The 9216-nt window shown below is 71.9% G+C and carries 2 protein-coding genes; both read right to left on the bottom strand.

Annotated features, from left to right (window positions below; translation table 11 throughout):
- Positions 1-5088: type I polyketide synthase (locus ACH4TL_RS45655; RefSeq protein WP_398425533.1), on the bottom strand; the 5088-nt coding region annotated here is incomplete at its 3' end.
- Between the two features lie 42 nt (positions 5089-5130).
- Positions 5131-9216: SDR family NAD(P)-dependent oxidoreductase (locus ACH4TL_RS45650; RefSeq protein ID WP_398332039.1), on the bottom strand; the 4086-nt coding region annotated here is incomplete at its 5' end.

The raw sequence follows: 9216 nt of genomic DNA, 5'->3' as shown, positions 1-9216 counted from the left end.
ACGCCGCACACGCCCCGCCACCAGCCCACGCAACACCGCAGGCACCTCACCACCCACCACCCCCACCACATCAAGATCCACAGCCACCAACAACGGAAACTGCAGTCGGCACGCGGCATCCAACAGGGCGAGTCCGCGCCCGGACGACAACGGCCTCATGCCGCGCAGCCGGGTCAGATCGGTCCGGCCCATGTGTCCGGTCATGGCGCTGGCCTGCTCCCACAGCCCCCACGCCACCGAGAGCCCGGGCAACCCGCGGCCACGGCGGTGGGCGACCAATGCGTCGACGTAGGCGTTCGCTGCCGCATATCCGGCCTGACCAGCGTTGCCCACCACCCCGGCGGCCGAGGAGAACGTCACGAACATGCCCAGCGGCAGATCCGCCGTCGCCGCATGCAGATGGGCCGCCACCGTGGCTTTGGCCTCCCACACCCTCGCCACTTGCCGCGGAGTCAGCGAGGTGAGCACCGCGTCGTCCAGCACACCCGCGGCATGGATGACTCCGGTCAGCGGGTGTGCCGGGGCGATCCCGGCCACCAGCTCGGCCACCGCGTCCGCGTCCGTGACATCCACCGAGAGAATCCGTACCTGGGCGCCCATGTCGCGCAGCCGGTCGGTGAGTTCTCGCGCGCCCGGCGCCTCGGGGCCCCGGCGGCTCGCCAGCACCAGATGTTTGACCTGCCAGGTGCGTACGAGGTGTTCGGCGACCAGGCCGCCGAGCAGGCCCGTACCGCCGACGATCAGCACGGTCCCATCCAGGTCGAGGGCACCGGGCGTGTCCGCTGGACCCTCGGCGGTGGACGCCTCACGGCCCGCGCGGGCAGGGGCCAGACGGGGCACCAGCAACTGCCCGGCCCGCATAGCCACCTGTGGCTCGTCCGCTCGTACGGCACGGGCCACGGCATCGGCCACACCACGATGCGTGACCTCGGTGTCGGGATCCGGGTCGGTGTCGAGGAGGATGAACCGGTCCGGGTTCTCCGCCTGCGCACTCCGCAGCAGGCCCCATACGGCGGCACCAGCCAGGTCCGGGGCACCTTCCTCGGCGTGCGCGATCGCCCCCCGCGTCACCACCGCCAACCGAGCCTCGACCAGCCGTGGTTCGGCGAGCCAGCCCTGCACCAGGTGCAGCGCGTACTCGACGGCGGTCAGACCATCGGTCGCATCCGCTACGAGGTCATCGTCGGGCAGATACGTCAAGGCCATCGTCGGAGCGGGGGTGCCGTCGTCCATCGCGGCAGCCAGCGCCGTCAGATCCGGGTGACACGCCGCACCGCCCGCACCATCGTCCCGGCCCATCACCACCCAGCCGTCGTCGTCGTCCGACATGACCGGCTCGGCAGGCAGAGGCGTCCAGTCGAGCGTGAACAACCCACCGACGTCACGCCCGCCCACGGACCGAAGCTGCTCGGCGTCGGCCGGGCGCATCGTGAGGGAGCCGACGGTGAGCACGGGAGCACCCCCGGCATCGGCCACGAGCAGCCGCAGCCCGCGCTCACCCGCCGGGCTCTCCCGGCGGCGGGTGAGCCGTACCCGTAGCGTGGTCGCGTCCGTGGCGTGCAGGGATACGCCACTCCAGACGAACGGCAACCACAGCTGCTCGGCCTCCGTCGGCTCGGAGTCGGCGGCGAACCGGTCAGCCAGCAGGAGGGGGTGCAGAGCCGCGTCGAGGAGGACGGGATGAATGCCGAAGCCGTCGTGGTGTCCGGCGGCCTCGGGCAGCGCCACCTCGGCCAGCAGATCCTGGCCATCGCGCCACACTGCGCGAAGTCCCTGGAAGGACGGGCCGTACACGTACCCCGTTTCCGTGGCCTGCTCGTAAAACCCCGCCATGTCCAGCGGCTTCGCGTGCGCCGGGGGCCATGCGCCGGGCAGTTCCTCCGCCGGGTCGCCCGGGGACGTCGGGCTCAGCACGCCTTCCGCATGGCACACCCATCCCGGGTCGCTGCCCGGTTCGGCGTTGCGGTCGGGGCGCGAGTACACCCGTACCTCGCGCCTGCCGTCCTCGGCCGCCTCGCCCACCACCACTTGTACGCGCAAGGCGCCCGAGTCGGGCAGGGCCAAGGGCACCTGAAGCGCCAGCTCCTCGACGCCGCCGCACCCGGCTTCATCGGCCGCCCGCAACGCCCACTCCACCAGCGCCGCACCGGGCATCAACACCGCGCCCGCGACAGCGTGCTCGGCCTGCCAGCCACCGCTCCCAGCCGAGACCCGGCCGGTCAACACCAACCCGCCATCGGGCAGCCCGACCGCGGCAGGCAGCAAGGCGTGCTCCACACGCTGCAACCCTGCCGCGGCCACATCGCCCACCCGGCCACTCCCGGTAGCCGCCCAGTACCGCCGACGCTGGAAGGCGTACGTCGGCAGGTCCACCGTCCGCGGCGTCGGGTCGGCTGGGAACAGGGTCGTCCAGTCCACGGGGATGCCCGCGTTGAAGGCTTGGGCGAGGGACCGTACGAGCTGGTCCTGACCGCCATGGTCGCGGCGCAGCGTCGGCACGGTCACCGCCTCGACGCTCGCCCGCTCGAACGTCTCCTCCATGCCAACAGTCAGCACAGGATGGGTACTGGCCTCGATGAACACCCTGTGCCCATCGGCCAACAACGCCTCGATGGCATCCGCGAAACGGACCTGCTCCCGCAGATTGGTCACCCAGTACGCCGTGTCGAGATCGCTGGTGGCGATCCGGCCGCCGGTCACCGTGGAGTAGAACCCGACTCCCGTTCCGGAGGTGTCGAGCGGGGCCACGCCGTCCAGTACGCGCATCAGCTCATCGCGGATCTCATCGACCTGCGGGCCGTGCGAGGCGTAGTCCACATCGATCAACCGCGCGCGATCGCCGCTCTCCCGGCATGCGGCCACCACCGCCGCCACCTGCTCCGGCGGACCCGACACCACCGTAGAAGACGGACCGTTGACCGCCGCCACACCCACCCCAGCGGCCTGGTCACCAAGCCGGGCCAGCAGCCGATCAGCCCCCTCCTGCCCCACACCGAGCGACGCCATCGCCCCACCACCGGCCAGCTTGCGCAACGCCCGACTCCGCAACGCCACCACCTTCGCGCCATCCTCCAACGACAGCGCCCCCGCCACCACAGCCGCCGCGATCTCACCCTGGCTATGACCCACCACCGCCGCAGGCTGCACACCATGCTCAGCCCACACCGCCGCCAACGACACCATCACCGCCCACAACACCGGCTGCACCACATCCACCCGGCCCAGATCACCCACACGCAACACGTCCCTGAGCGACCAATCCACATACGGCGACAGGGCCCGCTCACACTCCGCCACCCGCGCCGCAAACACCGACGACACATCGAGCAGCCCCGCGCCCATCCCCACCCACTGAGACCCCTGACCCGGAAACACCAACACCGGACCCACACCACCCGCCAGCACCGGAACACCCGAACACACCACACCCGGATGCGACTGCCCCGCCGCCAACGCCTCCACCGCCGCAACCAGCTCAACCCGGCCCTCACCCACCACCACCGCACGATGCTCAAACACCGACCGCGACCTCACCAACGACCAACCCACATCCACCGGCACCAACCCCGGCACCTCAGCCAGGCGCCCCAACAAAGCACCCGCCTGCCCCCGCAAGGCATCCTCGCTCCGCCCCGATAGCACCCACGGCACCACGCCACCACGCTCGGGCGCCGGTTCCGCCTGGGGCTCGTCGGGGGCCTGCTCCACGATGACGTGCGCATTGGTGCCGCTGATCCCGAAAGAGGACACCCCTGCCCGCCGAGGCCGGTCGTCACGGCGCGGCCATTCGACGGGCTTGGTCAGCAGCCGTACGCCGCCTCCCTCCCACTCCACGTGCGGGGTCGGCTCATCGATGTGCAGGGTCGCGGGCAGCATCTCGTGCCGTAGCGCCATCACCATCTTGATCACACCGGCCACGCCCGCCGCGCCCTGTGTGTGGCCGATGTTGGACTTCAACGAACCCAGCCACAGTGGCCGGTCGGCGGGCCGGTCCTGGCCGTACGTGGCGATCAGCGCGTCCGCCTCGATGGGGTCGCCGAGGGTGGTACCGGTGCCATGGGCCTCGACGGCGTCCACCTCGGACGGGGCCAGCCGGGCGGTGGCCAGCGCCTGGCGGATGACGCGCTGCTGCGACGGTCCGTTCGGCGCCGTGAATCCGTTGCTGGCGCCGTCCTGGTTGATGGCCGATCCACGGATCACGGCCATCACCTGGTGGCCGTTGCGCCGCGCTTCCGACAGCCGCTCCAGCAGCACCAGCCCGACGCCCTCGCCCCATCCCGTGCCGTCGGCGGTGGCGGCGAACGCCTTGCACCGGCCGTCCGGGGAGAGTCCACGCTGCCGGGAGAATCCGGTGAACACCTCGGGCATGGCCATCACCGTGACCCCACCGGCCAGGGCGAGCGTGCATTCGCCCTGCCGCAACGCCTGCATGGCCAGGTGGATGGCCACCAGCGAGGACGAGCACGCCGTCTCCACGGTGACGGCCGGCCCTTCCAGGCCGAAGCTGTAGGACACCCGACCCGACAGCAGACTCGGGGCGTTGCCCGCGTATCCCTCGGATGCCGTCTCCGAGGCGTCGCCCGAGGCAGTTGCGCCGCCGGTGGTGGCCGTACCGGCGTACACCCCCGTGGGGGAACCCTTCAGCGACAGGGGATCGATACCGGCCCGTTCGAAGGCCTCCCATGCGGTTTCGAGCAACAGGCGCTGCTGTGGGCTGGTGGCCAGCGCCTCGCGCGGGCTGATGCCGAAGAACTGGGGGTCGAACTGGTCGGCGTCGTCCAGGAATCCGCCCCGGCGGGCATAGGTGGTGCCGGGGTGGTCCGGGTCCGGGTGGTAAAGACCCTCGAGGTCCCAGCCGCGATCGGTGGGGAAGTCTCCGATCGCGTCGCCCCCTTCGGACACCAGTCGCCACAAGGCCTCGGGCGTGTCCACTCCGCCCGGGAAGCGGCAGGCGACGCTCACCACGGCCACCGGCTCCTGGGAACGCTCTTCCACCTCACGTAAGCGCAGCCGTGTGTCGTGCAGATCCGCGGACACGCGCTTGAGGTATTCGACCAGCTTTTCTTCGTTGACGTTCACATTCACCATGAGGTTTCACCCGGCCTTAAGCGGTCGTCGCGCCCGGCACATTCAGGACACACCCAGCTCGTTGTCGATGAAGTCGAGAACCTGCGCCGCGGAGGCGGACTCCAGCCGCTCCGCGGCGGTCGCCCCGGTGGCCACCAGGTTCCGCGTCGCCTTCCACGTGGCCAGCAAGCTCTCCAGCCGGGCCGTGACCGCCCCGGCCTCGCCGTCGGCCACATCGATACGGGCCAACGTGGCTTCCAGCTTGGCCAGTTCGTTGAGGGCCGGATCGACCCCCGACCGGCCCGGCGTGCCGTCCTCGTCGGGGGCGAGGCGCTCCAGCAGATAGTCGGCCAGGACGGCCGCCTCGGGGTAGTCGAAGACGAGGGCGGCGGGCAGTCGCAGGCCGGTGGCGGCGGAGAGCCGGTTGCGCAGCTCCACCGCCGTCAGCGAGTCGAAGCCCAGATCCTTGAAACTGGTGTCCGCCTGGACCGACTCCGCATCGGCGTGGCCCAGCACGGTGGTCGCGTGGCCACGGACCAGGTCGAGCAGCACCCGGCGCCGCTCATCGCCTGACATGCCCGCCAGTCGGTCGGTCCAGTCGGCGGGTTGTGCACCGGCGGCCGCCGCCGTACGCCGTTCCGTCGTACGCCCGGCACCGGCGCTCGCCGCGACCAGGGCACGCAGCGCGGCGGGCAGGGCGTCCGGGGGCTGGGCGGCGAGCACGCGCGTGTTCACATCGGCCGCGATCAGCTGGTGACCGCCGTGCTGGACCGCGGCGTCGAGCAGCGCCAGGGCGTGGTCGCCGGTCATCGCGGCGATACCGGAGCGGGCCATCCGTGCCAGATCCGCTTCGGTGAGGCTTCCGGTCATCTCACTGGACTCGGCCCACAGCCCCCAGGCCACGGACACGCTTGGCAGTCCGAGCGTCCGCCGATGGGAGGCCAGCGCATCACAAAAGGCGTTGGCGGCGGCGTAGTTGGACTGACCGGGGCTGCCCATCACCCCGGCCGCGGAGGAGAACATCACGAACATGCCGAGCCGCAGGTCCGCCGTCGCCGCGTGGAGATGGGCCGCCGCCGTGGCCTTGGCCGCCCATACCCGGGCCAGTCGTTCCGGGGTCTGCGAGGTGAGCACCGCGTCGTCCAGGACACCGGCCGCGTGGATCACCCCGGTCAGGGGATGTTCCGGGCCGACGCCCGCCACCAGTGCGGCCACGGCGGCGGCCTCGGTGACGTCGGCCGCCTCGATCCGTACCCGTGCGCCCAGTCCGCCCAGCCGTTCCGTCAGCTCCTCCGCGCCCGGGGCATCGGGGCCGCGGCGGCTGACGAGGAGCAGATTCCTGATCTGCCACGTGCGGACCACGTGCTCGGCGACCAGGGCGCCCAGGGTGCCGGTGCCGCCGGTGATCAGTACGGTGCCATCCCGGTCCACCGGGGCCGGGATGTCCAGCACGAGCTTGCCGGTGTGTTTGGCCTGGCTGAGGTGGCGCAGCGCGTCCCGCGCCCGGTCCAGCGGCCAGGCCCGGAGCGGCGGGGGTTCCAGGACCCCCGCCGTGAAGAGCGCGCCCAGTTCGGCCAGCATCCGGGCGATGTGCTCCGGTCCGGCGTCCCCGATCAGGTCGTAGACCTGGTAGCGCACACCCGGATGGTCGGCCGCGATGCGCTCCGGGTCACGGATGTCGGTCTTGCCCATCTCCAGGAGCCGGCCGCCCTTGCGCAGCAGCCGCAGCGAAGCGTCGACGAACGGTCCGGCGAGGCTGTTGAGTACGACGTCCACGCCACGGCCGCCGGTGGCCTCCCGTACGACCTGCTCGAAGTCCAGGTCGCGGGAGGATGCCCGGTGTGCGGCGTCGATGCCCATGGCGTCCAGCACCACGTGCTTGCCGGGACTCGCCGTGGCATACACCTCGGCGCCCAGGTGGCGGGCGATCTGCACCGCCGCCATACCGACACCACCGGCGGCCGCGTGGATCAGTACCGACTCGCCCGGCCGGAGGCCACCCAGCTCCACCAGCCCGTACCACGCGGTGAGGAACACGACCGGCACGGCGGCCGCCTGCCGGACACTCCACCCGTCGGGGATCGGCGCCACCATACGTGCGTCCGTCACCGCCAGCGGCCCGAACGCACGGTCGAAGACCCCCATGACCGGGTCGCCCACCGCCACCTTGGTCACCCCGGGGCCAACCGCCACCACCACACCGGCGCCCTCGCCGCCCAGCCCGGTCTGGCCCGGGACCATCCCCAGGCTGATCAGGGCGTCGCGGAAGTTGATGCCCGCCGCGTGCACGGCCACCCGCACCTGTCCCGCGCCCAGCGGCTCCAGCACCTCGGGGCAGGGCACCGGTTTCACATTGTCCAGCGTCGCCGCGCCGGTCAATTCGAGCCGCCACGCGGGCTGCCCGGCGAGCCCCACCACTCCCCCGCTGCTCGCCCCGCCGGCGCGCATCAGCCGGGGCACCAGAATGCGCCCGGCGCGCAGCGCCACCTGGGGCTCGTCCATGGCCATGGCCCGTAGGACGCCGTCCACGATGGTGTGTCCGGGTACCGCGCCGGACGGTTCGCCAGCGGGGTCGAGGTCGAGCAGAAGGAAACGGCCCGGGTTCTCCGCCTGCGCACTGCGCACCAGCCCGCACACGGCGGCACCGGCCGCGTTCCCGCCACCGTCGCTGTCCTCTTCGCCGTCGGATGCGGCAAGTGCGACCGCGCCCCGGGTGACGACCACCAACCGAGCATCGGCCAGCCGGGGCTCGGCCAGCCAGCCCTGCAACAGCGCCAACGCCTCGTTCGTCAGGGCCAATCCGGCATCCGCCACGTCGCGACCCGGGGAGGACAGTGGTGGGAAGACGAGGGCCACCGAAGGAGCGGGCGCACCGCCGTCGAGTGCGGCGATCAGCGATTCCAGGTGCGCATGGCAAACCCCTCCGTCCCCGATCGAGTTCGACTCCGCCTGACCCAGGACCACCCAGTCGGCTTGTGTCATGTCGGCGTCGTGGCCTTCCGGTGCCATCGGCATCGGGGTCCAGTCCAGGGTGAACAGCCCGTCCACGTCCGGTCCTGCGGCTGCCTTCAGCTCATCCGGGTCGGCCGACCGCATCACCAGCCCGTCGACCGTCAGCACCGGAACGCCCACCGTGTCGGCCACGGTCACGCGCAGTGCTCGTTCGCCGTCCGCGCTCTCCTCGTGAGGGGACAGCCGGACCCGGACCGTGGTCGCCTCGGCCGCCCACAACGACACGCCCCGCCAGGCGAACGGCAGCCACACCCGGGTACCGTCCCGTTCCGGCCCGGACGGGTCGAGCAGCAACGCCGGGTGCAGGGCGGCGTCCAGCAGCGCGGGGTGGATGCCGAAGCCGTCGCGGTCAGCGGCGGCCTCGGGCAGCGCCACCTCGGCGACGATGTCCGTTCCGTCCCGCCACACGGCCTGTACGCCCTGGAACGACGGCCCGTACGCGTATCCGGCCGCCGCCGCGCGCTCGTAGAAAGCGGACACGTCCACCGGCTCCGCCCCCGCAGGAGGCCACGCCCCGGACAGCTGCTCCCCTTCGCGCTCGGCGGACGGCGGGCTCAGCACACCCTCCGCATGGCACACCCACCCCGGGTCGGTGCCCGATGCGGCGTCGCGGTCGGGGCGGGAGTAGATCCGCACATCACGCCGCCCGTCCGCGGTGGCCGGTTCCGCCACCACCTGTACGCGCAGCCCACCGGACACGGGCAGCAGCAGCGGGACCTGGAGCGCCAACTCCTCCACCCCACCGCAGTCCGCCTCGTCGGCCGCCCGTAGCGCCCACTCCACCAGCGCCGCGCCGGGCACCAGTACCGCGCCCGCCATTACGTGTTCGGCCAGCCAGTTCCTTGCGCCGACGGCCGAGATACGGCCGGTGAGCACCACCCCGCCTTCGGCCAACCCGACTGCCGCAGGCAGCAACGCGTGCTCCACACGCTGCAACCCAGCGGCGGCGACATCGCCGACACCACCGGCGGCGGCCAGCCAGTACCGCTGTCGTTGGAAGGCGTACGTCGGCAGCTCCACCGTCCGTGGCGTGGGGTCGGCCGGGAACCAGGGTGTCCAGTCGATGTCGGTTCCGGTGGTGTGGAGCCGTGCGAGGGTGTTGGCGAGGGCGCGGGCGTCGGGTTGTTTACGGTTTAG

It is taken from the genome of Streptomyces sp. NPDC021115 (assembly GCF_044333065.1).
Classification (GTDB): Bacteria; Actinomycetota; Actinomycetes; order Streptomycetales; family Streptomycetaceae; genus Streptomyces.
The sequence above is the reverse complement of the archived record's forward strand: the minus strand, read 5'-3'. Positions and strand labels throughout refer to the sequence as shown.